The following is a 23,390-nucleotide window of genomic DNA, read 5'->3' on the forward strand; positions in this document are numbered from 1 at the left end:
GAGCTCCCGGGTGACGAGCGTCGAAGACTCCACGGACCACACGGCCGACCCGGGACCCAGCGGATACGCCGCGGCCCGGCTGCGACTCCTCCAGGAGGAGTCGCAGTCCGGGCCTTCGCGGCGTTCCGCCCTGGCCGGGCTGACCGACGAATGGCTGAACGCCCTGTTCACGACCGCCGCACGGGAGACGGGCGTGCGCGGCGCCACCCTGGTGGCCGTCGGCGGCTACGGGCGGGCCGAACTCTCCCCGCGCAGCGACCTCGACCTGGTGCTGCTGCACGACGGCAAGGCGGAGCCGCGGGAGCTGAGCGCGCTCGCGGACCGGCTCTGGTACCCGGTGTGGGACCTCGGCCTCGCCCTCGACCACTCCGTACGGACCCCCGGCGAGGCCCGCAAGACCGCGGCCGAGGACCTGAAGGTGCACCTCGGCCTGCTGGACGCCCGTACCGTCGCCGGTGACGCCGGGCTCCTCGCCGGCCTGCGGACCTCCGTACTGGCCGACTGGCGCAATCAGGCCGCCAAGCGGCTCCCGCAGCTGCACGCCCTGTGCCGCGAGCGGGCCGAGCGGGCCGGGGAGCTCCGCTTCCTGCTCGAACCCGACCTCAAGGAGGCCCGCGGCGGGCTCCGGGACGCCACCGCGCTGCGGGCCGTCGCGGCGTCCTGGCTGGCCGACGCCCCCCGCGAGGGCCTCGCCGAGGCCCGGCGGCGGCTCCTGGACGCGCGGGACGCCCTGCACCTGGTGACGGGCCGGGCCACCGACCGGCTCTCGCTCCAGGAGCAGGACCAGGTCGCCGCCCAGCTCGGACTGCTCGACGCGGACGCGCTGCTGCGCGAGGTGTACGAGGCCGCGCGCGTGGTCGCGTACGCCGGTGACGTCACCTGGCGGGAGGTCGGGCGCGTGCTGCGGGCCCGCGCCAGCCGGCCCAGGCTGCGCGGGCTGCTGGGGACCCGGGGTGCCCCGGCGGCCCCGCGGGCACCCCTGGCCGAGGGCGTCGTGGAGTCCGACGGCGAGGCCGTACTGGCGCTGGCCGCGCGCCCGGACCGCGATCCCGTGCTGCCACTGCGGTTCGCCGCGGCCGCCGCGCAGGCGGGTCTTCCCGTATCGCTGCACGCCGTACGCAGGCTCGCCGCGCAGGGGAAACCGCTCCCGGTGCCCTGGCCGGCCGAGGCGCGGGAGCAGTTGGTGACGCTGCTCGGGGCGGGGGAGCCGACGGTGGCCGTGTGGGAGGCGCTGGAGGCGGAAGGCCTGATCACGCGGCTGCTCCCCGACTGGGAGCGGGTGCGGTGCCGCCCGCAGCGCAATCCCGTGCACACCTGGACGGTGGACCGGCACCTCATCGAGACGGCGGTCCGTGCCGCGGCCCTCACCCGCCGGGTCGGGCGGCCCGACCTGCTGCTGATGGCCGCCCTCCTGCACGACATCGGCAAGGGCTGGCCGGGTGACCACTCGGTGGCCGGCGAGACGATCGCCCGCGACGTCGCCGCCCGGGTCGGCTTCGACGCGCAGGACGTCGACGTGCTGGGGGCGCTCGTACGCCACCACCTGCTGCTGATCGACACCGCGACGCGGCGCGACCTGGACGACCCGCACACGGTCCGTCTCGTCGCCGAGGCCGTGGGGTCGGTGGGAACCCTGGAGATCCTGCACGCCCTCACGGAGGCGGACGCGCTGGCCACCGGCCCGGCGGCGTGGAGCGCCTGGCGGGGATCGCTGGTCGCGGACCTCGTCGCGCGGGTGGCCGCGGTCCTGCGCGGCACGTCCCCCACGGCGCGGGAACCGGAGATCCCGAGCACGGAACAGGAACGCCTGGCGGTGGAGGCCCTGCGCACCCGGGAGCCGGTGCTGGCGCTGCACGCCAGCCAGGAGGAGGACGCGGTCGGCGTGGAACTCGTCGTCGCGGTCCCCGACCAGCCGGGGGTCCTCCCGGCGGTGGCCGGGGTGCTGGCCCTGCACCGCCTCACCGTACGGGCGGCGGACCTGCGCTCCGTGGAGCTCCCGGAACAGCTCGGCGAGGTCCTGGTGCTGCGGTGGCGGGTGGCGGCGGAGTACGGCGCGCTGCCGCAGGCCGCCCGGCTCCGTACCGATCTGGTGCGCGCGCTGGACGGGTCGCTGGACGTCCCGGCCAAGCTGGCGGACCGCGAATCCGCGTACCCGCGCCGGCGCGGGGTGATCCCGCCGCCGCCCCGGGTCACGGTGGTCCCCGACGTCTCCTCGCTGGCCACGGTCCTGGAGGTGCGGGCACCCGACGCGGTCGGTCTGCTGCACCGGATCGGGCGCGCCCTGGAGTCCGGCGGGGTGCGGGTCCGCAGCGCGCACGTTTCGACGCTGGGCGCGAATGCCGTGGACTCGCTGTACGTGGTCGACGGCGACGGCAAACCCCTTGCCGCGCGGGACGCCGCCGCCTTGGCCTCATCGGTGCAGGCGGCCCTGGCGTAGCTCACGGCGCGGGTCACCTGGGGCTCCGCCCCAGACCCCGCGCCTCAATCGCCGGCGGGGCTTGATTCGGCCGACGCCGGGTAACTTCAGCCCCTCCGGCGTTTGAGGAGCGGGGTACGGGGCGGAGCCCCGCCCACGCGAGCCGGGGCTCCGCGTGGGCGGACGCGCGGGTCCGGGCAGAGCCCGGTTCGGACCGCAGGGTCCACCACGTGGCCCGGCCCGATACCCTGGGGGGCACCAACCGCCCCCGACCCGAGGAATCGCGACCACCGTGTTCGATACGCTCTCCGACCGCTTGGCGAATACCTTCAAGGGCCTGCGCGGCAAAGGCCGGCTGTCCGAGGCTGACATCGACGCAGCGGCCCGGGAAATCCGTATCGCCCTCCTCGAGGCCGACGTCGCCCTCCCGGTCGTCCGCTCCTTCATCGCGAACGTCAAGGAACGCGCGCGCGGCGAAGAGGTCAGCAAGGCCCTGAACCCGGGCCAGCAGGTCCTGAAGATCGTCAACGACGAGCTCGTCACCATCCTCGGCGGCGAGACCCGGCGGCTGCGCTTCGCCAAGACCGCGCCCACCGTGATCATGCTGGCCGGTCTCCAGGGTGCCGGTAAGACCACCCTCGCCGGAAAGCTCGGCCTGTGGCTGAAGGGGCAGGGCCACGCCCCGCTCCTCGTCGCGTGCGACCTCCAGCGCCCCAACGCCGTCAACCAGCTGAGCGTCGTCGCCGAGCGCGCCGGCGTCGCGGTCTACGCGCCGCAGCCCGGCAACGGCGTCGGCGACCCGGTCCAGGTGGCGAAGGACTCCGTCGAGTACGCGCGGACCAAGCAGTACGACATCGTCATCGTCGACACCGCCGGCCGCCTCGGCATCGACGCCGAGCTGATGCAGCAGGCCGCGGACATCCGCGACGCCGTCAGCCCCGACGAGATCCTCTTCGTCGTCGACGCCATGATCGGCCAGGACGCGGTCAACACCGCCGAGGCCTTCCGCGACGGCGTCGGCTTCGACGGCGTCGTGCTCTCCAAGCTCGACGGCGACGCCCGGGGCGGTGCGGCGCTCTCCATCGCGCACGTCACCGGCAAGCAGATCATGTTCGCCTCCAACGGCGAGAAGCTCGACGAGTTCGACGCGTTCCACCCCGACCGCATGGCGGGCCGGATCCTCGACATGGGTGACATGCTCACCCTCATCGAGCAGGCCGAGAAGACCTTCTCGCAGGCCGAGGCCGAGAAGATGGCGGCCAAGCTCGCCAAGGGCCCCAAGGAGTTCACGCTCGACGACTTCCTGGCCCAGATGGAGCAGGTCCGGAAGATGGGCTCCATCTCCAAGCTGCTCGGCATGCTCCCCGGCATGGGTCAGATCAAGGACCAGATCAACAACATCGACGAGCGCGACGTCGACCGCACCGCCGCGATCATCAAGTCGATGACTCCGGCCGAGCGCCACGACCCGACGATCATCAACGGCTCGCGCCGTGCCCGTATCGCCAAGGGTTCCGGCACCGAGGTCAGCGCCGTCAAGTCGCTCGTCGAGCGGTTCTTCGAGGCGCGCAAGATGATGTCCCGCATGGCCCAGGGCGGCGGCATGCCCGGGATGCCCGGCATCCCCGGGATGGGCGGCGGCCCCGGCCGACAGAAGAAGCAGGTCAAGCAGGCCAAGGGCAAGCGCAAGAGCGGCAACCCGATGAAGCGCAAGGAAGAGGAGGCCGCAGCCGCGGCCCGCCGGGAGCAGGGCCCGCAGGCGATCGAGCCCGCGGCCGCCGGCAGCCCCTTCGGCCTTCCGGCGGGCGGTCAGGCCGCTCAGGACTTCGACCTTCCGGACGAGTTCAAGAAGTTCATGAAGTAGGACGCAGTCAGCTGTGCGGGGAGGGCCCCGGCCGTGGTCACACGGTCGGGGCCCTCCCGTTTCTGCTGGGGCGATGGCCCCGTTTATCCCTTATGGTCGGCCGGGAGGATGGCAGAAGGAGGCGCCCCGTGCCCAGCCCCACCCCCGTACCGCCTCGCGACCGGGCCGATACGCCCTGGCGCTCGGAAGGCGCACCGCCCACCCCGCCGCCGAGGAAGCGGATGCCGGGCGGCTGGCGGGGGCTGATCCTCACCGCCCTGATCGTGTACCTGCTGACCAACCTGGTGCTGTCCTTCTTCAACGAGGGGGACGAGCCGACGGTCTCGTACACCGAGTTCAGCAAGCAGGTCACCAACGGCAACGTCTCGAAGATCTACTCCAAGGGCGATGCCATCCAGGGCCAGCTGAAGGCCAAGCAGCCACTGCCCGACGGGGGCAAGGGCGACTACACCAAATTCGTCACCCAGCGCCCGGCCTTCGCCGACGACGACCTGTGGGCCAACCTCACCAAGCAGAACGTGAACGTGACGGCCTCCCCGGTCGTCGTACAGCGCAGCTTCCTCGCCAACCTGCTGATCTCCCTCGCCCCGATGCTGCTGCTGGTCCTGCTGTGGGTGGTCATCGCCCGCCGGATGGGCGCGGGGATGGGCGGCGGCATGGGAGCGCTGGGCCGCAAGGCCCCGCCCAAGCCGGTGGAGCTGGAGGCGGGCGCCAAGCGCACCACCTTCGAGGACGTCGCCGGCATCGACGAGGTCGAGGGGGAGCTCAACGACGTCGTCGACTTCCTCAAGAACCCCCAGGAGTACCGGAAGATGGGCGCCCGGATGCCCGGCGGGGTGCTGCTGTCCGGCCCGCCCGGCACCGGCAAGACCCTGCTCGCGCGGGCGGTCGCGGGCGAGGCCGGGGTGCCGTTCTTCTCCGCCTCCGCCTCCGAGTTCATCGAGATGATCGTCGGAGTCGGTGCCTCCCGGGTGCGCGAACTGTTCGCCGAGGCGCGCAAGGTGGCCCCCGCCATCATCTTCATCGACGAGATCGACACCATCGGACGGGTGCGGGGCGGCGGCGCGGGCATGGGCGGCCACGACGAACGCGAACAGACGCTCAACCAGATCCTCACCGAGATGGACGGCTTCTCGGGCTCGGAGGGAGTGGTCGTGCTGGCCGCCACCAACCGGGCGGACGTCCTGGACCCGGCCCTGACCAGGCCGGGCCGCTTCGACCGCACGGTGGTCGTCTCCCCGCCCGACCGGGGCGGCCGCGAGGCCATCCTGCGCATCCACACCCGCGACATCCCGCTCGCCGCGAGCGTCGACCTGGCGCAGGTGGCCCGTACGACGCCCGGAATGACCGGCGCCGAACTGGCCAACCTCGCCAACGAGGCCGCGCTGCTCGCCGTCAAACGCCAGCAGAACGAGGTCACCCAGTCCGACCTCTCCGACGCCCTGGAGAAGGTCCAGCTGGGCGCGGAGCGCTCCTTGGTCATGCCGCTGGAGGAGCGCCGGCGCACGGCGTACCACGAGAGCGGCCACGCCCTGCTGGGCATGCTCCAGCCGGGCGCCGACCCGGTCCGCAAGATCACGATCGTCCCGCGCGGGCGCGCCCTGGGCGTCACCCTCTCCAGCCCGGACGCGGACCGGTACGCGTACACCGAGGAGTACCTGCGCGGCCGCATCATCGGGGCGCTGGGCGGGATGGCCGCCGAGCACGTCGTCTACGACGTCATCACCACGGGCGCGGAGAACGACCTCGAACAGGTCACCAACATCGTCCGCGGCATGGTCGGCCGCTGGGGCATGAGCGAACGCATCGGCAAGCTCACCGCCATCCCCTCCGACGCGCAGAGCCCCTACGGCCTGTCCGCCGCCCCCGCCACCCTCGACGCGGTGGACCACGAGATGCGGCGGATCGTGGACGAGTGCTACGTGGAGGCCTGCCGCCTGCTGCGCGAGCACCGCCCGAAGCTGGACGCCCTGGCGGAGGCCCTCCTCGCCAACGAGACCCTGGACGAAGCGGCCGCCTACGCCGCCGCGGGCATCCCGCGGCTGACGAAGGCGCACGGCACCGACTGAGGAGCCTCGGTTACGCCACTCGGGCGATCACGTACCGGAAGATGTTCGGCAGCCACACGGCGCCGTCGGACCGCTCGAACGGGTGAAGCGCCTCGGCCAGCTCCTTCTCCGCCAGCGCCGGATCGGCCGCGCCGTCATAGAGCTTGGTCGACAGCAGTCCGCGTACCGCGCTGTCCACGTCCGCGTACCCGAACGGGCAGAACACCCGCCCCGAGCCGTCCGGCAGCAGCCCCGCCCGCTCCACCAGCGCGTCCAGGTCCCGCGGGTCGGGCCCGCCGCCCAGGACGGAGGGCACGGTGCAGCGTTCCGCCGGACCCCAGTCGGCCAGCACCACCGCGCCGCCGCGGCGGACCGCGGGCAGGGCCGCGGCCAGGGCCGCCGGGGACGGCGAGAAGGCCAGCAGGGCGTCGTACGGGCGGGGCGGGTCCGGCGGGGCCGCCAGCACCTCCAGCAGCCGTTCACGGGCCAGCGCCCGCCGGGCCGGATCCGCCTCCACGCCCGTGGCCAGGGCTCCCCGCCCGGCCGCCAGCAGCAGGGCCAGGCCCGCCCCGCAGTCGAGGGCCAGCAGCCGGTCTCCCGGCCCGACCTCCAGCCGGTCGTAGACCGCCTCGTACAGCGGTACCAGCATCCGTTCCTGGATCTCCGCCCAGTCCCGGGCGACGAGCGTCGCCGTCGGCGTCGGTGTCATCGAAAGAGCGCTCCTGATTCCGTGTCGCCCCCTTGCCCCCGTTGCCAGGGAACTCCCCATTCGCCCCCGCGTCCAGAGGAGCGACCACCCGATTCACGCATCGCATGCCCGGCGCCGTACGATTCGCGGCATGGCAAAGGCACCCGTTCTCACCCCGCAGGCGGAGGATTTCCCCCGCTGGTACCAGGATCTGATCAACAAGGCCGAGCTGGCCGACAACGGTCCGGTCCGCGGCACCATGGTCATCCGACCGTACGGCTACGGCCTGTGGGAGCGGATGCAGCAGGAGATGGACGCACGCATCAAGGACGCGGGCGCCCAGAACGCGTACTTCCCGCTGTTCATCCCGCAGTCGTACCTGACGAAGGAAGCGGAGCACGTCGAGGGCTTCGCCCCCGAGCTCGCGGTCGTCACGCACGGCGGCGGCAAGGAGCTCGAAGAGCCGGTCGTCGTCCGGCCGACCTCCGAGACGATCATCAACGACTACTTCTCCAAGTGGGTCCAGAGCTACCGCGACCTGCCCCTGCTGATCAACCAGTGGGCCAACGTGGTCCGCTGGGAGATGCGCCCGCGCGTGTTCCTCCGGACGAGCGAGTTCCTCTGGCAGGAGGGCCACACGGCCCACGCCACGTACGAGGAGGCCCGCGACTACGCCGCCCGGATCCACACGGACGTCTACGGCGACTTCATGACGAACGTGCTCGGCATCGACGTCGTGCTCGGCCGCAAGACCGCCAAGGAGCGCTTCGCCGGCGCCATCAACACCCTCACCCTCGAGGGCATGATGGGCGACGGCAAGGCCCTCCAGCTGGGCACGAGCCACGAGCTGGGCACCAACTTCGCCAAGGCCTTCAACACCCAGTACCTGTCGAAGGAAGGCAAGCAGCAGCTCGTCTGGCAGACCTCGTGGGGCGTCTCGACCCGCATGGTCGGCGGCCTGATCATGTCCCACGGCGACGACAACGGCCTGCGCGTCCCGCCGCGTCTGGCCCACGTCCAGGTCGTCGTCATGGCCATCAAGGGCGACGAGGCCGTCACGAAGGTCCGCGAGCTGGGCGCCCAGCTGAAGGCCGCCGGCATCCGCGCGCACGTCGACGACCGCGTGGACACCCCCTTCGGCCGCCGTGCCGTGGACTGGGAGCTCAAGGGCGTACCGGTCCGCATCGAGATCGGTCCCCGCGACCTGGAGGCCGGCACCGCGATGCTGGCCCGCCGCATCCCGGGCGGCAAGGAGCCGGTCCAGATCACCGAGCTGCTCGACCTGCTGCCCAAGGTGCTCGAGGAGGACCAGGCGCAGCTGCTGCGCGAGTCCCGCGAGCGCCGCGAGGCCCGTACCTCCGACGTCTCCACCATCGAGGAGGCCGCCGAGGCCGCCATCGCCGGTGGCTGGGCGCGGATCCCGTGGGCGGACCTCGGTCCGGAGGGCGAGGCGAAGCTGGCCGAGCAGGCCGTCTCCGTGCGCTGCCTGATCGCCGCGGACGGTTCGGTCCCGGAGTCGGACGACGCCCCCGGTACCCTCGCGATCGTCGCGCGCTCGTACTGAGTGACCTGTACGCCCCGGCGTGCGGCTCGTGCCGCGCGCCGGGGCGGCTTTGTCGTTAGTCCTCGTTACGTACCGACTCATCCTGAGATCGACGCACCCGTCCTCGTCAGGACGCATGAGACTGAACTGACTGGTACGTGCAAAAAATTTGGAATGGCCCGGAATCGGAACACCCGGGCACCCCGGCTCGTTGTCACGACGTGAGCACGACACCACCTGTTCTCGCCGCAGAGCTGGCGCAGGCGTGGGCCGACATTCAGCGGTACCACCCCGAGCTGCCTGACCTTGCCGCGCCCGAGTCCCTGATCGGAGAGTCCTCGTCCGCCTGTGGCGCCGAACTCTCCTTCGAGCGACTGCTGCACGAGGCAGTCCACGGCATCGCCGCCGCCCGCGGTGTCCGCGACACCTCGCGCGCAGGCCGCTACCACAACCGCAGATTCCTCGCGATCGCCGAGGAGATGGGGCTGGACCACTCCGAAGAGCCGCACGCGAGCAGCGGCTTCTCGCTGGTCTCGCTCAATCCCGAGGCGAAGCGGCGCTACCGCCCCACGATGGAGCGGCTTCAGCGCGCGCTGAAGGCGCACACGGTCGCCACGGCCGCCGACACCAAGCGCAGCTTCCGCGGACCGGCCGCCCGGCACGGCTCCTCGGGCGGCGGCGTGCGCGTCAAGGCGGTCTGCGACTGCGGGCGCAACGTGCGGGTGGTCCCCTCGGTCCTGGCCCAGGCCCCGATCGTGTGCGGCGGCTGCATGAAGCCCTTCCGCATCCCCGAGGTGGCCATCGCGGCAGCCTCCTGACCCGCGGGGGTCCGGGGCCGCCGCCCGAGGCGGACCGGGGCGCGCGCTCGCGCAGCCGTGCCCGCGGCAGGCCGCGCAGGGCAGGCGTGCGGGCCCGCCCTCGGGGGACGGTTCACCGCGCTCGGCAGTGCCTCAGGCGTATGGCACAATGGCTAGCTGTACTCGACAGTCGCATAGGACCCCTCTCTCCTCCGGCTGACGCGTCCATCGGGCACCCGAGTACCGCAACCCCACGTGGCATCTCATGTGCCCAACCACGTCAAGTTCAGGAGACACCACTCCAGTGGCAGTCAAGATCAAGCTCAAGCGCCTCGGCAAGATTCGCCAGCCGCACTACCGCATCGTCGTCGCCGACGCCCGTACCCGTCGGGACGGTCGCGCGATCGAAGAGATCGGTATCTACCACCCGACCTACAACCCGTCGCGCATCGAGGTCAACGCCGAGCGTGCGCAGTACTGGCTGTCCGTCGGCGCCCAGCCCACCGAGGCTGTGCTCGCCATCCTGAAGCTGACCGGTGACTGGCAGGCCCACAAGGGTCTCCCCGCCCCCGCGCCGCTCCTGCAGCCGGAGACGAAGGAGAGCAAGCGTCGCTCCTTCGACGAGTTCGCCAAGGCCCTCGAGGGCATCGGCGAGGGCAAGGGCGAGGCCATCACGCAGAAGGCGAAGAAGGCCGACAAGAAGGCGGACGAGGCTGAGGCCGCCGCCGAGTCGACCGAGGCCTGATCATGCTCGAGGAGGCTCTTGAGCACCTCGTAAAGGGCATTGTGGACAACCCCGACGAAGTGCAGGTCGCCTCGCGCAACCTGCGCCGCGGACAGGTGCTCGAGGTCCGGGTTCACCCGGACGACCTCGGCAAGGTGATCGGTCGCAACGGCCGCACCGCACGTGCTCTGCGTACCGTCGTGGGCGCCATCGGCGGCCGGGGGATCCGCGTCGACCTCGTCGACGTGGACCAGGTCCGCTGAGACCCGGTTTGCTAGAAGCGTGAATCACCGGCACGGGCCGGGGAGGGCATTCGTGCCCGCCCCGGCCCGTCGTCGTCTGAACAGGAGAGCACAGTGGAGTTGGTAGTCGCGCGGATCGGCCGCGCCCACGGCATCAAGGGTGAGGTCACCGTCGAGGTGCGCACCGACGAGCCGGAACTGCGGCTCAGTCCCGGCGCCGTGCTCAGGACGGAGCCCGCGACGGCGGGACCGCTCACCATCGAGACGGGCCGCGTGCACAGCGGCAGGCTCCTGCTCCGCTTCGCGGGCGTCAAGGACCGCACCGGCGCCGAGGCGCTGCGCAACATCCTGCTGATCGCGGACGTGGACCCGGCGGAGCTCCCCGAGGAGCCCGACGAGTACTACGACCACCAGCTGATGGACCTGGACGTCGTCCTCGCCGACGGCACCGAGATCGGCCGGATCACCGAGATCTCCCACCTGCCCTCGCAGGACCTCTTCATCGTCGAGCGCCCCGACGGCTCCGAGGTGATGATCCCCTTCGTCGAGGAGATCGTCGCCGAGATCGACCTGGAGGAGCAGCGCTGCGTCATCACCCCGCCGCCCGGGCTGATCGACGAGCGCGACGCGATCATCGACTCGACCCGTGACGCGGACGGGGAAGACGCCTGATGCGTCTCGACGTCGTCACGATCTTTCCCGAGTACCTGGAGCCGCTGAACGTCTCGCTCGTCGGCAAGGCCCGCGCCCGCGGGCAGCTCGACGTACACGTGCACGACCTGCGGGACTGGACGTACGACCGGCACAACACGGTCGACGACACCCCCTACGGCGGCGGTCCCGGCATGGTCATGAAGACCGAGCCGTGGGGCGAGGCCCTGGACGCGGCGCTGGCCGACGGCTACGAGGCGGGCGCGCACGGACCCGTCATGGTCGTCCCCACGCCCAGCGGCCGCCCCTTCACCCAGGAACTGGCCGTCGAGCTCTCCGAGCGGCCCTGGCTGATCTTCACGCCGGCCCGGTACGAGGGCATCGACCGCCGGGTCATGGACGAATACGCCACGCGCATGCCGGTGTACGAGGTCTCCATCGGCGACTACGTCCTGGCGGGCGGCGAGGCCGCCGTCCTGGTGGTCACCGAGGCCGTGGCCCGGCTGCTGCCCGGGGTGCTCGGCAACGCCGAATCGCACCGCGACGACTCCTTCGCGCCCGGCGAGATGGCGAACCTCCTGGAGGGGCCCGTCTACACCAAGCCCCCCGAGTGGCGCGGCCGGGACATCCCCGAGGTCCTGCTGAGCGGACACCACGGGAAGATCGCCCGCTGGCGCCGGGACGAGGCCTTCCGCCGGACCGCGCGGAACCGCCCCGACCTGATCGAGCGCTGCGAGGCCACCGCCTTCGACAAGAAGGACCGGGAGATCCTCTCCATCCTGGGCTGGACGCCGTCCCCCGACGGCCGATTTTGGCGCAGGCCGCAGGTCGTGGAAGAATAGGCGGCTGTTGTGTGCTCGCGGACGCCCCTGCCACAGGGGGACCGTCGCCCGCCGGGTCTCACAGCTCCCGAATTCTCTACGGAAACCCGCATCGGCGACCTGTGGCGTCATGCGAAGAAAGCAGACGAACAACATGTCTCACCTGCTCGATGGCGTCAACGCCGCCGCGCTCCGCTCGGACGTCCCGGCCTTCCGCCCGGGTGACACGATCAACGTGCACGTCCGCGTGATCGAGGGCAACCGCTCCCGTATCCAGCAGTTCAAGGGCGTAGTCATCCGCCGCCAGGGCGCCGGCGTCTCCGAGACCTTCACCGTTCGCAAGGTCTCCTTCAGCGTCGGCGTGGAGCGTACCTTCCCGGTCCACTCCCCGATCTTCGAGAAGATCGAGCTCGTCACCCGCGGTGACGTGCGTCGCGCCAAGCTGTACTACCTCCGTGAGCTCCGCGGCAAGGCCGCGAAGATCAAGGAGAAGCGCGACCGCTGAGGTCCCCTCCGGGGCCCGGGGGTGGCCGGATAGGCTCGCTCCCGATGGACACCGAAGCACCTCACACGCAGCGCGGCCACTCTTCCCCCGGCGAGGGGGAAGGGCGGCCGCGTTTTGCGTTCTCTGCGACCGGGCGACCTCGGGCCGGGCGGCGGGCGACCGCGGGGCCCGGCCGCCGGCGGCCGCTGACCTGGCGACGGGCCGGAGCGCTCGGTGTGATCTGCACCGTCTTCCTGCTGCTGCTCAGCCATTTCGTGGTCCAGCCCTTCCTGATCCCGAGCCGCTCCATGGAGCCGACGCTCCAGGTCGGGGACCGGGTGCTGGTCAACAAGCTGGCGTACCGTTCCGGCGGCCAGCCGCGCCGCGGCGACGTGGTCGTCTTCGACGGCACGGGTTCCTTCGTACGGGAGCGCCCGGACGGCGGCGCCCTCGGCGGGCTGCTGCACGGCGGCGCCTCCGCGCTCGGGCTCGCGGAGCCGTCCGACACCGACTTCGTGAAGCGGGTCGTGGGCGTCGGCGGCGACGACGTGGTGTGCTGCGATGCCGGCGGGCGGATCGAGGTCAACGGGGTACCGCTGGACGAGCCGTACCTGCATCCCGGCGACGCACCCTCGAAGGTGCCCTTCCGGATCGTCGTCCCCCTTGGGACCCTGTGGGTGATGGGTGATCACCGTTCCCAGTCCCGGGATTCGCGGGACCACCTGGGGGAGCCGGGCGGGGGGATGGTGCCGGTGGACAAGGTGATCGGGCGGGCCGACTGGATCGGCTGGCCCGTCTCGCGCTGGGGTAGCGTCGGCGGCGGTCATGGGTAGCCGGGGGCGGCCGCGCGGCGCACGGCAGCCGGAGCCCGAGCCGGAGCCGGAGCCGGAACCCGTCGTGGTGGTCGAGGGCGGCCGGGCCGAACGGCGCCGGCTGGCCCGCAGGGTGCGGCGGCGCCGCCGCACGCGCCGGGCGGGCGAGCTGCCCCTGCTGGTGGTCGTGGCGCTGTGCATAGCCCTGCTCCTCAAGACCTTCCTCGTACAGGCCTTCTTCATCCCGTCGGGCTCGATGGAGCAGACCATCCGGATCGGCGACCGGGTCCTCGTGGACAAGCTGACCCCGTGGTTCGGCTCCGAGATCGAGCGCGGCGACGTCGTCGTGTTCAAGGACCCCGGCGGCTGGCTCCGCGGCGAGGCGGCCCGGCCTGCCCCGGACCCGGTCGGGGTCAAGCAGATCAAGCAGACCCTGACCTTCATCGGCCTGCTGCCCTCGGCCGACGAGCAGGACCTGATCAAGCGGGTCATCGGAGTCGGCGGGGACACCGTCAAGTGCTGCGACAGCCGGGGCCGGGTCACCGTCAACGGCTCGCCGCTCGATGAGCCGTACGTGAACGAGGGCAACGCCCCCTCGGAGATCCGCTTCGAGGTGGAGGTGCCGGCGGGCCGGCTCTTCGTGATGGGCGACCACCGGTCGAATTCGGCGGACTCCCGCTACCACCTCGACGAGGCCTTCCAGGGCACCATCGACGAGAACGGGGTCGTGGGCGAGGCCGTGGTGATCGCCTGGCCCTTCGGGCACTGGAAGCACTTCGAGACGCCGGCGACCTTCCGCATGGTCCCCGATCAGGCGAGGCGCGAGGGACGCGGGCGTCGTCGGCGCCGACGGGGTGTGCCGTTCGCATAGTGTGTCCTGGGTCTCCCGCGCCTTAGGGAACTCCCGCTCGTTAAGGGAGGGGAGGGCCCGTAGCCGGTTCGGCGCGGGCGGCGATCTCGATTGAGGAGTGGATGTGGGGGATGTGGCGGTAGGCGCACGGTCCGGACGCGACGAGGGCGAGGAGCGGCCGGATGACGACGCCGTGAAGGGCGAGGCCGAGGACGGCGGTGCAAAGGCTCGTCCGCACCGCTCGTTCTGGAAGGAGCTGCCGCTCCTCATCGGCATCGCACTGCTGCTGGCCCTGCTGATCAAGACCTTCCTGGTCCAGGCGTTCTCGATCCCGTCCGACTCGATGCAGAACACCCTGCAGCGCGGGGACCGGGTGCTCGTGGACAAGCTGACCCCGTGGTTCGGCTCCGAGCCCGAGCGCGGTGAGGTCGTGGTCTTCCACGACCCCGCGAACTGGCTGTCCGGGGAGCCCACCCCGGATCCGAACCTCGCGCAGCAGATCCTCAGCAAGATCGGCCTGATGCCGTCCGCGGACGAGAAGGACCTGATCAAGCGGACCATCGCCATCGGCGGGGACACGGTCGAGTGCAAGAAGGGCGGACCGGTCGTCGTCAACGGCAAGGAGCTCGTCGAGCCGTACATCTTCCCCGGCAACACCCCGTGCGACGACGCGCCCTTCGGCCCGATCACCGTGCCCAAGGGCAAGATCTGGGTGATGGGCGATCACCGGCAGAACTCTCAGGACTCCCGCTACCACATGCAGGACTCCACCCAGGGCTTCGTACCGGTCGACAAGGTCGTCGGGCGGGCCGTGGTGGTCGCGTGGCCGGTCACCCGCTGGTCCACCCTGCCGATCCCGGACACCTTCGACCAGCCGGGCATCGGCAACCAGGCCGCGGCGACCGCGCTCGGCCTCGGGGCCGCCGGGCTGGCGCCGGTCGGGCTGGGTCCGGCCGCGCTGGGGCTCGCGGGCGCTGTGCCGCTCGTCATGTGGCGCCGTCGGAGGCTGACCAGCGGTCGTACCGCCGGGTAGGGTGCCGCCCAGGTCGACGATCCCGAAGTGTGGGGGCGCAGGAATGGGCGGAACAGAAGCGATACGCAGTGGCAAGGATGGCCGCGGCGGTCTCGGCAACGTGTTGTCGGGACTCGCCGTGGCCATCGGCTTTGCGCTCTTCCTCGGCGGCTTCGTGTGGGGGGCGATCGTCTACCAGCCCTACACCGTGCCGACCGACTCGATGATGCCGACGGTGCGGCCCGGGGACCGGGTGCTCGCGCAGCGCATCGACGGCGGTGAGGTGCGCCGCGGGGACGTGGTCATCTTTACTGATTCCATGTGGAGCGATTCGCCCATGGTCAAGCGGGTCGTCGGCATCGGCGGCGACACCGTGAAGTGCTGCGGCGCGGACGGCGGGCTCACGGTGAACGGCACCCCGCTGGACGAGCCCTACGCCGACGACACCAAGCCCGACACGGGCCTGGCCATGCCGCCCGGACAGGCCGCGCCCCCCGGAACCCCCTTCGAGGTGACGGTTCCCGAGGGGAACCTCTTCCTGCTGGGCGACCGGCGCAGCGCCTCGCTGGACTCCCGGGCCCATCTGCAGGAGACCGGGCAGGGGACCGTGTCCCGGTCGGCCGTCAGCGCCCGCGTCGACGCCCTGGCCTGGCCCTCCATGAAGATGCTGGAGCGGCCGCGGACGTACGCCGCCCTGCCCGGCGGGATCTCACGGCCCGGGCCGCTGCGGCTCCAGGGGGTGGCGGTGGTGGCCGGAGCCGCCCTGGTGCTGCTGGGGGCCGCGTACGGGCCCCTCGTACGGGTCCTGGGGCGCGGGCGGCGACAGGAGCGGGCCGGTGTCAGCTGACCCGGCCGGGGACCACGGCCACCGGAAGGTGTCGCGGGTGATCCTGCTGGACCCCGCGGACCGGATCCTGCTGCTGCACGGCTTCGAGCCGGCGGACCCCGCGGACGACTGGTGGTTCACCCCCGGCGGCGGTCTGGAGGGCACGGAGAGCCGGGAGCAGGCCGCACTGCGCGAGCTGGCGGAGGAGACCGGGATCACAGAGGTGGAGCTGGGGCCGGTGCTGTGGCACCGCTACTGCTCCTTCCCCTTCGACGGGCGGCGCTGGGAGCAGGACGAGTGGTACTTCCTGGCACGTACCACCCAGACCGTGACCGAGATGGGCGGGCTCACCGAGTTGGAGCGTCGCAGCGTCACCGGAGCCAGATGGTGGACCTCCGAGGAACTTCTCGCGGCCCATGAGACGGTGTACCCGACCAGACTCGCCGAGCTGCTCCGTGCACTGCTCGACGAGGGTCCTCCGCGCGCGCCGGTGGTCCTGGCCCCGGAAATCGTTTAGGGGCGCACGACCCTGGCGCACAATGGGGGGACGCACGGCTGAAGGGGAACATGCCATGAGTGCCGAGGACCTCGAAAAGTACGAGACCGAGATGGAGCTGAAGCTCTATCGGGAGTACCGCGACGTCGTCGGGCTGTTCAAGTATGTGATCGAGACCGAACGCCGTTTCTACCTCACCAACGACTACGAGATGCAGGTGCACTCGGTCCAGGGTGAGGTGTTCTTCGAGGTCTCGATGGCCGATGCCTGGGTCTGGGACATGTACCGGCCGGCCCGCTTCGTGAAGCAGGTGCGGGTGCTGACCTTCAAGGACGTGAACATCGAGGAGCTCAACAAGAGCGACCTCGAACTGCCCGGCAGCTGAGCTTCTCACCCGGGAGGGTGACGGGGATATCCACAACGGCCGGGTTGTCCACCAAGATCCACAAGGTGGGCGGGGGCGCGCGATCGTCGGTACCGGAGGTGGTGCCGGATGAACGCGAAGGGCGTGGCACAGCAGGCATTGGGGCGGTATGGCGAGGAGCTCGCGGCGCGGCGGCTGACCGAGGCCGGGATGACCGTGATCGCGCGGAACTGGCGGTGCCGCGGCGGGGAGATCGACATCGTCGCGCGGGACGGGGACGCCCTCGTCGTGTGCGAGGTCAAGACCCGCCGGGCGGGTGAGTTCGAGCACCCCATGGCCGCCGTGCGGCCCGCCAAGGCCGAGCGCTTGCGCACGCTCGCCGGGCGCTGGCTCGCGGACCACGGGGGACCACCCTCCGGCGGCGTGCGCATCGACCTCGTCGGAGTCCTGCTGCCGCGGCGCGGCGCGCCCCTGGTGGAACACGTCAGGGGGGTGGCCTGATGGGGTTCGCGCGGGCCTGCTCGGTGGCCCTGGTGGGCGTCGACGGCGTGGTGGTCGAGGTCCAGGCCGACCTGGAGCCCGGGGTCGCGGCCTTCACCCTGGTGGGGCTGCCGGACAAGACCCTGGTCGAGAGCCGGGACCGGGTGCGGGCGGCCGTGGTCAACTCGGGGGCCGCCTGGCCGCAGAAGAAGCTCACGGTCGGGCTCAGCCCGGCCTCCGTACCGAAATCCGGCGCCGGCTTCGACCTGGCCGTCGCGGCCGCCGTGCTCGGCGCCGCCGAGGTGGTCGACCCGGCCGCGATCGCCGATCTCGTCCTCATCGGGGAGCTGGGGCTGGACGGCCGGGTGCGTCCGGTCAGGGGGATCCTGCCAGCGGTCCTCGCCGCGAGCGAGGCCGGGTACCGGCAGGTGGTGGTGCCGCAGCAGTGCGCCGCCGAGGCCGCGCTCGTGCCGGACGTCTCGGTGCTCGGCGTGCGCAGCCTGCGCCAGCTGATCGCGGTCCTGACCGACGGGGTCGTCCCCGAGGAGGATCCCCCCGACCCGCCGGGCCGCCCCGACCCGATACTGGCCGGACTGCTCGTCCCGGGGGCGGGCCTGGGCACCGGCCTCGCGCCGGGCCGCGCCGGCCAGGGGGACTCCGCGGACTTCCCCGACCTCGCGGACGTCGCCGGGCAGCACACGGCGCGCCGCGCCCTGGAGGTCGCGGCCGCGGGAGGGCACCACCTCTTCCTCAGCGGACCGCCGGGTGCGGGCAAGACCATGCTGGCCGAGCGGCTGCCCTGGATCCTGCCGCCGCTCGGCCGCCAGGACTCCGTGGAGGTCACGGCCGTCCACTCGGTCGCGGGGATCCTCCCGCCCGGCGAACCACTGGTCTCCCGGCCGCCCTACTGCGCACCACACCATTCGGCGACCATGCAGTCCCTGGTGGGCGGTGGGACCGGGATCCCTCGGCCCGGGGCGGTCTCCCTGGCACACCGGGGCGTGCTCTTCCTGGACGAGGCCGCGGAGTTCCACAGCCGGGCGCTGGACGCGCTGCGCCAGCCCCTGGAGTCGGGGCACGTGGTCATCGCCCGCGCCGCCGGGGTCGTGAGGCTGCCGGCCCGGTTCCTGATGGTGCTCGCCGCGAACCCCTGCCCGTGCGGGCGCCACACGCTGCTGGGAGCCGGGTGCGAATGCCCGCCCTCGGTGATCCGGCGCTATCAGGCGCGGCTGTCCGGGCCGCTGCTCGACCGGGTGGACCTGCGGGTGGAGGTCGAGCCCGTGACCCGCTCGGACCTGCTGGGGCAGGGCGGCCGGGGGGAATCCACCGCCGTGGTCGCCGACCGGGTCCGGGAGGCCAGGGAGCGCGCCGCGGCCCGGCTCACCGACACCCCGTGGCGGCTCAACTCCGAGGTGCCCGGGCAGGAATTGCGGACCAGGTGGCAGGCGGGTCCCGGAGCACTGGCGCACGCCGAGCGCGACCTGGAGCGGGGCCTGCTCACCGCGCGCGGGCTGGACCGGGTGCTGCGGGTCGCCTGGACCGTGGCCGACCTGCGGGGGCGGGACCGGCCCGAGGCGCTGGACGTGGCCGTGGCGCTGGAGCTGCGGACCGGGATCGCCCGCGGGGCGATGCCGGTGACGGGGGCGGCGCCATGACCGGGGCCGGGGAAGGCGAGCTGCTCGCGCGGGCGGCGCTGACGCGGGTCCTGGAACCCGGGGAGGAGCATGGCGGGCGGTGGCTGCGCGCGTACGGCGCCGCAGGCCTGATACGGCTGCTGACCGGCCCCGAACCGGAGTCGGCCGCCCTGGCAGGGGTGGGGCCGGAGCGGCTCGCCGGATACCGCAGACGGGCGGCGCTGGCCGACCCCCGGCAGGACCTCGCGCTGGCCGCAGAGTCGGGAGCCCGGTTCGTGTGCCCCGGATCGGCGGAGTGGCCGACCCAGCTCGACGACCTCGGCGACGCCCGGCCCGTCGGGCTGTGGCTGCGGGGCCGGCCGAACCTGCGGACCTGGGCGCTGCGCTCCGTCGCCGTGGTGGGGGCCCGGGCCTGCACGCCGTACGGCGCGCACATGGCCCAGATACTGGCCGCCGGCCTCGCCGAGCGGGGCTGGGTCGTGGTCTCCGGGGCCGCCTTCGGGATCGACGGCGCCGCCCACCGCGGGGCCCTCGCCTCGGGAGGGGCGACCGCCGCGGTGCTGGCCTGCGGGGTGGACGTCTCCTACCCCCGCGGACACTCCGGGCTGCTCGGCCGGATCGCCGGCCAGGGGCTGATCATCGGGGAGCTGCCGCCGGGCAGCCATCCGACCCCCAGCCGGTTCGTCCTGCGCAATCGCGTCATCGCCGCCCTCACCCGGGGCACGGTCGTCGTGGAGGCCGCCCACCGCAGCGGCTCCCTGGTCACCGCCCGGCGCGCCCAGAAGCTCGGGCGGTTCACGATGGGCGTGCCGGGCCCCGCCACCAGCGGACTCTCGGCCGGGGTGCACGAGCTGCTGCGGGGCGAGGCCGTGCTCGTCACCGACGCGGCGGAGGTGGCCGAGCTGGTCGGCTCCATCGGCGAGCTGGCTCCCGAGCGGCGCGGACCGGTGCTCGCCCGGGACCTGCTGGACCAGGACACCGCTCGTGTGCTCGAAGCACTCCCGGCCGGGCGCCCGGCGGCCATGGCGGAGGTGGCACTTGCCTCCGGCATCGGTGCCGATGAAGTCATCGGCAGACTGTACGAACTTCACTCTCTGGGGTTCGTCGAACGGCAGGGCGACGGCTGGCAGTTGAGCAGACAAACGGCTGGAGGAGGCACACAAAGCGCAGTCACCCGGCGAGGCGGTCGTTGACCTGGGGCGTTCCGGTGAAAGAGTGAAAGCGATGAGAGACGCGGTCCTCCCGGTGGCAGTCGCCGGGACCGTGCGCCAGGCGCCGGTCCCGGGTCGCCCGCGCGAGTCGGGACGCCCCTGCGCCCCCGCGCCATCCCGTACTCTTCGCGCACCGCGACACTTTCGTCACGCTACGCTCCCAAGGAATCCGGCTCCGGCAAAGGCGAAGCATGCCCCAGCACACCCCAGGGTCTGACCGCGCTGCGGTGCCCCCCGCTGCCCGTGGCAGTGAGCGGTCCACCGCGCCCTCGTCCCTGGAGGTGCTGTGGCGCTCGTACAAGGAGTCGGGTGACGAGCGGCTGCGGGAGCAGCTGATCCTGCACTACTCGCCCCTGGTGAAGTACGTCGCCGGCCGCGTCAGCGTGGGTCTGCCGCCCAATGTGGAGCAGGCGGACTTCGTCTCCTCCGGGGTCTTCGGACTGATCGACGCCATCGAGAAGTTCGACATCGACCGGTCGATCAAGTTCGAGACGTACGCGATCACCCGGATCCGCGGCGCGATGATCGACGAGCTGCGGGCACTGGACTGGATCCCCCGCTCGGTCCGGCAGAAGGCGCGGGCCGTGGAACGGGCCTACGCCACGCTGGAGGCTCAGCTGCGGCGCACCCCGACGGAGGGCGAGGTCGCCGGCGAGATGGGGATCGGTGTGGAGGATCTCCACACGGTCTTCAGCCAGTTGTCGCTGGCGAACGTGGTCGCCTTGGAGGAGCTGCTGCACGTCGGCGGGGAGGGCGGCGACCGCCTCTCGCTGATGGACACGCTGGAGGACACCGCCGCCGACAACCCGGTGGAGGTGGCGGAGGACCGCGAGCTTCGCCGCCTGCTGGCGCGGGCCATCAACACGCTGCCCGAGCGGGAGAAGACGGTGGTGACCCTCTACTACTACGAGGGCCTCACGCTGGCCGAGATCGGCAACGTGCTGGGGGTCACCGAGAGCCGGGTCAGTCAGATCCACACCAAGTCCGTGCTGCAACTGCGGGCGAAGTTGGCGGATGTAGGACGGTGAGCTTGCGGCACCTCCGTAAAGTGGATGCGTGCCCAGGATTCGAGCGGCCTCCGTGGCCGAGCACCGGTCGATGCAGCGCGGCGCCCTGTTGGACGCCGCGCGTTCCCTGCTGTCCGAAGGTGGGACAGAAGCGCTGACCTTCCCCGCCCTGGCGGAGCGGACCGGGCTGGCCCGGTCCTCCGTCTACGAGTACTTCCGCTCCCGCGCCGCCGTCGTCGAAGAGCTGTGCGCGGTGGACTTCCCCGTGTGGGCCGCCGAGATCGAGGCGGCCATGGAGCAGGCGCAGTCGCCGGAGGCGAAGATCGAGGCCTACGTGCGGAGCCAGTTGGGGCTGGTGGGGGACCGGCGGCACCGGGCGGTGGTGGCCATCTCGGCGAGCGAGCTCGACGCCGGGGCGCGGGAGAAGATCCGCGCGGCCCACGGGGGGCTGGTGGCGATGATCGTCGAGGCGCTGGGTTCGCTGGGGCAGGCGGAGCCGAGGCTCGCCGCGATGCTGTTGCAGGGGGTCGTGGATGCGGCTGTGCGGCGGATCGAGCTCGGTGCGGCCGAGGATCCCGACGTGGTGACGGAGGCGGCGGTCGCGATGGCTCTGCGGGGCGTCCGAGGCTGAGGCCCCGGGGCTCCGCCCCGGACCCCGCGCCTCAAACGCCGGCGGGGCCGGATCTGCCGCCGGGGCTGGATCGGTCGGCTGGGCCGGATGGTGCGGCTGGGCCGGGTGAGGGCAGGAGGCGGGGGGTGGGGCGGGGGAGGAGGGTGAAGGGGTTGAGGTACTCCTCGCCGGCCAGGAGGCCCCAGTGGAGGCACGGTGCCGGGCAGTGGGAGCCCTCCGTCAGGACCGCCACCACCTGCCCCGCCGCGACCTGCTCGCCCTCCGTGACCAGCGGCCGGACGGGCTCGTAGGTCGTGCGCAGACCGTTCGGCAGGGTGAGGGAGAGGACCCCGCGGCCCGCGACCTGCCCGGCGTAGTGGACCCGGCCGGCCGCGACCGCCCGGAGCTCCGCGCCCACCGGCGCGTACAGGTCCACACCGCGGTGCCCGGCCGCGTACGGGGTCGGCGGCGGGTCCCACCAGCGGGCCACGGACAGGGGCGCGGGCAGCGGGCGGACCCCGGGAACGGCGGCCTGGGCCAGGGCCAGGAGAAGGCTGAGCAGCAGTGTCGTCATGGCCCACAGCGTCGCGCGTACGGGTGGGTCCGCGGACGGGCCTGTGGACAGTCCGGGCACTGTGGACAACGGCGTCACCCGGCATACCACCGGGTCCCGTACACTTCTTGTGGCGATCCGGGTCACCGGGTCGACTTCGCACGCCCCAGCACCGGCCCGAAACGGCCAGGTGACAGCGTCTCTCGGTCCCTCATCGGGGCAGGGCGCGGCGGGGCGTCAGGAACCAAACCGAGAAACCAAGGAGATGGCCATGGCCGTCGTCACGATGCGGGAGCTGCTGGAAAGCGGCGTCCACTTCGGTCACCAGACCCGTCGTTGGAACCCGAAGATGAAGCGCTTCATCTTCACGGAGCGCAACGGCATCTACATCATCGACCTGCTGCAGTCGCTGTCGTACATCGACCGCGCCTACGAGTTCGTGAAGGAGACCGTCGCGCACGGTGGCTCCATCATGTTCGTCGGTACCAAGAAGCAGGCCCAGGAGGCCATCGCCGAGCAGGCGACGCGCGTTGGTATGCCGTACGTCAACCAGCGGTGGCTGGGTGGCATGCTCACCAACTTCTCCACCGTCTACAAGCGCCTTCAGCGTCTGAAGGAGCTTGAGGCGATCGACTTCGAGGACGTCGCCGCCTCGGGTCTCACCAAGAAGGAGCTCCTGGTCCTCTCCCGCGAGAAGACCAAGCTGGAGAAGACCCTCGGTGGTATCCGCGAGATGTCGAAGGTCCCCAGCGCCGTCTGGATCGTCGACACCAAGAAGGAGCACATCGCCGTCGGTGAGGCGCGCAAGCTCCACATCCCGGTCGTCGCGATCCTCGACACCAACTGCGACCCCGACGAGGTCGACTACAAGATCCCGGGCAACGACGACGCGATCCGCTCCGTCACCCTGCTCACCCGCGTGATCGCCGACGCCGTCGCCGAGGGCCTCATCGCCCGCTCCGGCGCTGCGACCGGCGACTCGAAGCCGGGCGAGAAGGCCGCTGCCGAGCCGCTCGCCGAGTGGGAGCGCGACCTGCTCGAGGGCGACAAGAAGGCCGACGACGCTGCTGAGGCCGCTCCGGCCGAGGCCGCTGCCGAGGCCCCCGCCGCCGAGGCCCCCGCCGCCGAGGCTGTCGAGGCCCCGGCCGCCGACGCCGAGCAGGCCTGACCCACTGAGAGGGCCCGGCGTTCACCCGCCGGGCACTCGCAGCACGGACGATGACGGCGGGGGAGCCGCGCCTGGGGCGCGGCGCCTCC

At 72.1% G+C, this 23,390-nt stretch carries 23 protein-coding genes and 1 pseudogene; 22 read left to right on the top strand and 2 right to left on the bottom strand.

The window, feature by feature from the left end; translation table 11 throughout:
- Positions 1 to 10: 10 nt before the first annotated feature.
- From ACZ45T_RS24215 to ftsH, 3 genes are all read left to right on the top strand, one after another.
- Positions 11 to 2,437, top strand: a complete 2,427-nt coding sequence (locus tag ACZ45T_RS24215; protein ID WP_468444595.1) for a [protein-PII] uridylyltransferase — start codon at positions 11 to 13, stop codon at positions 2,435 to 2,437.
- Between the two features lie 271 nt (positions 2,438 to 2,708).
- Entirely contained in the window at positions 2,709 to 4,280 is a 1,572-nt protein-coding gene (gene ffh / locus ACZ45T_RS24220; protein ID WP_468444597.1) for a signal recognition particle protein, read from the top strand.
- Positions 4,281 to 4,408: 128 nt separating this feature from the next.
- Entirely contained in the window at positions 4,409 to 6,349 is a 1,941-nt protein-coding gene (gene ftsH, locus ACZ45T_RS24225; RefSeq protein ID WP_468444599.1) for an ATP-dependent zinc metalloprotease FtsH, read from the top strand.
- 10 nt (positions 6,350 to 6,359) lie between these two features.
- Here the strand turns inward: ftsH and ACZ45T_RS24230 are convergent, their stop codons facing one another.
- Complete coding sequence (locus tag ACZ45T_RS24230; protein ID WP_468444601.1) at positions 6,360 to 7,037, bottom strand: methyltransferase type 11; 678 nt, start codon at positions 7,035 to 7,037, stop codon at positions 6,360 to 6,362.
- Between the two features lie 130 nt (positions 7,038 to 7,167).
- Here ACZ45T_RS24230 and proS point away from each other — a divergent pair, with 130 nt between their 5' ends.
- The 18 genes and pseudogenes from proS to ACZ45T_RS24320 all read left to right on the top strand — a co-directional run bounded on the left by proS (position 7,168) and on the right by ACZ45T_RS24320 (position 21,601).
- Positions 7,168 to 8,580, top strand: coding sequence for a proline--tRNA ligase (gene proS / locus ACZ45T_RS24235; RefSeq protein ID WP_468444603.1), 1,413 nt, complete (start codon positions 7,168 to 7,170; stop codon positions 8,578 to 8,580).
- Between the two features lie 200 nt (positions 8,581 to 8,780).
- Positions 8,781 to 9,377 (top strand): hypothetical protein, encoded by a 597-nt coding sequence (locus ACZ45T_RS24240; RefSeq protein WP_468444605.1) that lies wholly within the window; start codon positions 8,781 to 8,783, stop codon positions 9,375 to 9,377.
- Positions 9,378 to 9,660: 283 nt separating this feature from the next.
- A complete protein-coding gene (gene rpsP / locus ACZ45T_RS24245; protein WP_030386406.1) occupies positions 9,661 to 10,101 on the top strand; it encodes a 30S ribosomal protein S16 in 441 nt (146 codons plus the stop codon).
- Between the two features lie 2 nt (positions 10,102 to 10,103).
- Positions 10,104 to 10,343, top strand: a complete 240-nt coding sequence (locus ACZ45T_RS24250) for an RNA-binding protein (protein ID WP_030011889.1) — start codon at positions 10,104 to 10,106, stop codon at positions 10,341 to 10,343.
- A 93-nt stretch (positions 10,344 to 10,436) separates the two neighbouring features.
- Positions 10,437 to 10,994: a ribosome maturation factor RimM gene (gene rimM / locus ACZ45T_RS24255; RefSeq protein WP_468444608.1), complete on the top strand. Its 558-nt coding sequence runs from the start codon at positions 10,437 to 10,439 to the stop codon at positions 10,992 to 10,994.
- Entirely contained in the window at positions 10,994 to 11,815 is an 822-nt protein-coding gene (gene trmD, locus ACZ45T_RS24260; RefSeq protein ID WP_468444610.1) for a tRNA (guanosine(37)-N1)-methyltransferase TrmD, read from the top strand. Before rimM ends, trmD begins: the two co-directional genes overlap by 1 nt.
- Positions 11,816 to 11,948: 133 nt before the next feature.
- Positions 11,949 to 12,299: a 50S ribosomal protein L19 gene (gene rplS, locus ACZ45T_RS24265; RefSeq protein WP_030386403.1), complete on the top strand. Its 351-nt coding sequence runs from the start codon at positions 11,949 to 11,951 to the stop codon at positions 12,297 to 12,299.
- 44 nt (positions 12,300 to 12,343) lie between these two features.
- Entirely contained in the window at positions 12,344 to 13,111 is a 768-nt protein-coding gene (lepB, locus tag ACZ45T_RS24270) for a signal peptidase I (RefSeq protein WP_468444613.1), read from the top strand.
- Positions 13,104 to 14,126: pseudogene (gene lepB, locus ACZ45T_RS24275) on the top strand (signal peptidase I). Before lepB (ACZ45T_RS24270) ends, lepB (ACZ45T_RS24275) begins: the two are co-directional and overlap by 8 nt.
- Positions 14,074 to 14,973 carry a signal peptidase I gene (gene lepB, locus ACZ45T_RS24280; RefSeq protein ID WP_468444615.1) on the top strand — a complete coding sequence of 300 codons (900 nt, stop codon included), beginning with the start codon at positions 14,074 to 14,076 and terminating at the stop codon, positions 14,971 to 14,973. Before lepB (ACZ45T_RS24275) ends, lepB (ACZ45T_RS24280) begins: the two are co-directional and overlap by 53 nt.
- 43 nt (positions 14,974 to 15,016) lie before the next feature.
- Positions 15,017 to 15,799 carry a signal peptidase I gene (lepB, locus tag ACZ45T_RS24285; protein ID WP_468444617.1) on the top strand — a complete coding sequence of 261 codons (783 nt, stop codon included), beginning with the start codon at positions 15,017 to 15,019 and terminating at the stop codon, positions 15,797 to 15,799.
- Positions 15,789 to 16,295 carry an NUDIX hydrolase gene (locus ACZ45T_RS24290; protein WP_468444619.1) on the top strand — a complete coding sequence of 169 codons (507 nt, stop codon included), beginning with the start codon at positions 15,789 to 15,791 and terminating at the stop codon, positions 16,293 to 16,295. Before lepB (ACZ45T_RS24285) ends, ACZ45T_RS24290 begins: the two co-directional genes overlap by 11 nt.
- A gap of 55 nt (positions 16,296 to 16,350) precedes the next feature.
- Positions 16,351 to 16,659: a DUF2469 domain-containing protein gene (locus ACZ45T_RS24295; RefSeq protein WP_005311352.1), complete on the top strand. Its 309-nt coding sequence runs from the start codon at positions 16,351 to 16,353 to the stop codon at positions 16,657 to 16,659.
- A 108-nt stretch (positions 16,660 to 16,767) separates the two neighbouring features.
- The gene (locus ACZ45T_RS24300) at positions 16,768 to 17,139 is read left to right on the top strand and encodes a YraN family protein (RefSeq protein ID WP_468444621.1); all 372 of its coding nucleotides are present in this window, start codon (positions 16,768 to 16,770) and stop codon (positions 17,137 to 17,139) included.
- Positions 17,139 to 18,773, top strand: coding sequence for a YifB family Mg chelatase-like AAA ATPase (locus ACZ45T_RS24305; protein ID WP_468444623.1), 1,635 nt, complete (start codon positions 17,139 to 17,141; stop codon positions 18,771 to 18,773). Before ACZ45T_RS24300 ends, ACZ45T_RS24305 begins: the two co-directional genes overlap by 1 nt.
- Positions 18,770 to 19,945: a DNA-processing protein DprA gene (gene dprA / locus ACZ45T_RS24310; RefSeq protein WP_468444625.1), complete on the top strand. Its 1,176-nt coding sequence runs from the start codon at positions 18,770 to 18,772 to the stop codon at positions 19,943 to 19,945. The genes ACZ45T_RS24305 and dprA overlap by 4 nt, the downstream gene beginning before the upstream one ends.
- A 209-nt stretch (positions 19,946 to 20,154) precedes the next feature.
- Positions 20,155 to 20,991 carry an RNA polymerase sigma factor WhiG gene (whiG, locus tag ACZ45T_RS24315; protein WP_468444627.1) on the top strand — a complete coding sequence of 279 codons (837 nt, stop codon included), beginning with the start codon at positions 20,155 to 20,157 and terminating at the stop codon, positions 20,989 to 20,991.
- A gap of 52 nt (positions 20,992 to 21,043) precedes the next feature.
- A complete protein-coding gene (locus tag ACZ45T_RS24320) occupies positions 21,044 to 21,601 on the top strand; it encodes a TetR/AcrR family transcriptional regulator (RefSeq protein WP_468444780.1) in 558 nt (185 codons plus the stop codon).
- Positions 21,602 to 21,632: 31 nt separating this feature from the next.
- Here the strand turns inward: ACZ45T_RS24320 and ACZ45T_RS24325 are convergent, their stop codons facing one another.
- Positions 21,633 to 22,154, bottom strand: a complete 522-nt coding sequence (locus ACZ45T_RS24325; protein ID WP_468444629.1) for a M23 family metallopeptidase — start codon at positions 22,152 to 22,154, stop codon at positions 21,633 to 21,635.
- 250 nt (positions 22,155 to 22,404) lie between these two features.
- On the opposite strand from ACZ45T_RS24325, the gene rpsB reads away from it, so the two are divergent.
- The gene (gene rpsB / locus ACZ45T_RS24330; RefSeq protein ID WP_468444631.1) at positions 22,405 to 23,301 is read left to right on the top strand and encodes a 30S ribosomal protein S2; all 897 of its coding nucleotides are present in this window, start codon (positions 22,405 to 22,407) and stop codon (positions 23,299 to 23,301) included.
- Positions 23,302 to 23,390: the final 89 nt, after the last annotated feature.

This window comes from Streptomyces sp. NPDC030995 (assembly GCF_055571215.1).